The organism is Caballeronia sp. LZ029 (genome assembly GCF_031451275.1).
Taxonomy (GTDB): Bacteria; Pseudomonadota; Gammaproteobacteria; order Burkholderiales; family Burkholderiaceae; genus Caballeronia; species Caballeronia jiangsuensis.
The window spans coordinates 1-1,187 of sequence record NZ_JARUXO010000138.1 but is presented as its reverse complement, the minus strand read 5'-3'; the positions used below and the strand labels follow the sequence as shown (position 1 = coordinate 1,187).

Sequence of the window (1,187 nt, the reverse complement as noted above, 5' to 3'; positions counted from 1 at the left end):
GGCAACACTGATTAAGTCCACCGCCTGTGCGCGTCAAGCGTTATAGAGCGCACGAGCAACGAGTAAGTCAAAAGACAATGAAACAGCAGACGCTTGCGATGGCCGCGGATCAAGGTGCGGGTTTCGAGACTCGCCGCAAACGCACGCGACGCGACGAGTTTCTCGACACGATGAACAGGATCGTTCCTTGGACCGAACTGTGCGCGGTAATTGAACCGTATTACCCGAAACGGGGTAACGGTCGCCCGCCGATTGGTTTGGAACGCATGCTGCGGATTCACTTCGTGCAGCACTGGTTCAATCTGGCCGACTTCGCTTGCGAAGAGGCTCTGTATGACAGCACCAGCCTGCGTTGCTTCGTGGGCATTGATCTGGGCTGCGAAGCCGTCCCGGATGCGACAACGCTGCTCAAATTCCGGCGCCTGCTTGAGAAGCACCAACTGGGCGAACGGCTCTTCGCCGAGGTGGGGCGGGTGCTGCAAGCCAGCGGTATGAAGCTTGCCAGCGGCACTATCGTGGACGCGACGTTGATCGCCGCCCCCAGCTCGACCAAAAACAAGCAGCAGGCGCGCGACCTCGAGATGCATCAGACGCGCAAAGGAAAGCAATGGTATTTCGGCTTGAAGTTGCACATCGGGGTCGATAGTCAAAGCGGCCTGGCACATAGCGCGGTGGTCACGTCGGCCAACGTGCACGACAAACATCCGCTGCCGGAATTGCTGCATGGGCAAGAGCAACGCGTCTATGGAGATAGCGCCTATGCGAGCCAGAAAGCGCTGATCCGTGGCAAGGCCCCCAAGGCACGCGACTTCACCAATCAGCGTACGCGCCGCGCGGGCAAAGTTGACGAGGTAGCGCGCGGCAAGAACCGCAACAAGTCGAAGATCAGGGCTCGGGTCGAGCACGTGTTTGCTGTCGTCAAGCGCCTGTGGGGCTTCACGAAGGTACGCTATCGCGGTCTCGCGAAGAACGCCAATCGCGCCTTCGTCGCGCTGGCGTTGACCAACGTTTATCTCTCGCGCAGGCGATTGATGGCACAGGTACGCCCGTAATGGGCGAAAAGCGGGCCGCAGGCCCGTCCACAACGCCCAGGTGGGCAAGAAATGCAGCCGCAAAGCCTCACTCACGATAGACCCACCGGTGTTCGGGCCCAAATTGATAAATACAACGGCTTGTTCAGCGTTGCC

The 1,187-nt window shown here is 59.5% G+C and carries 1 protein-coding gene; it reads left to right on the top strand.

The window, feature by feature from the left end; all coding sequences use genetic code 11:
* The first annotated feature begins 77 nt into the window (after nt 1-77).
* Nucleotides 78-1,052: an IS5 family transposase gene (locus tag QCE73_RS39340; protein WP_309886214.1), complete on the top strand. Its 975-nt coding sequence runs from the start codon at nt 78-80 to the stop codon at nt 1,050-1,052.
* Nucleotides 1,053-1,187: the final 135 nt, after the last annotated feature.

Bases quoted from the DNA above. Each gene is read 5' to 3' on its own strand.
- QCE73_RS39340 (WP_309886214.1), top strand. From the start codon at position 78: ATGAAACAGCAGACGCTTGCGATGGCCGCGGATCAAGGTGCGGGTTTC.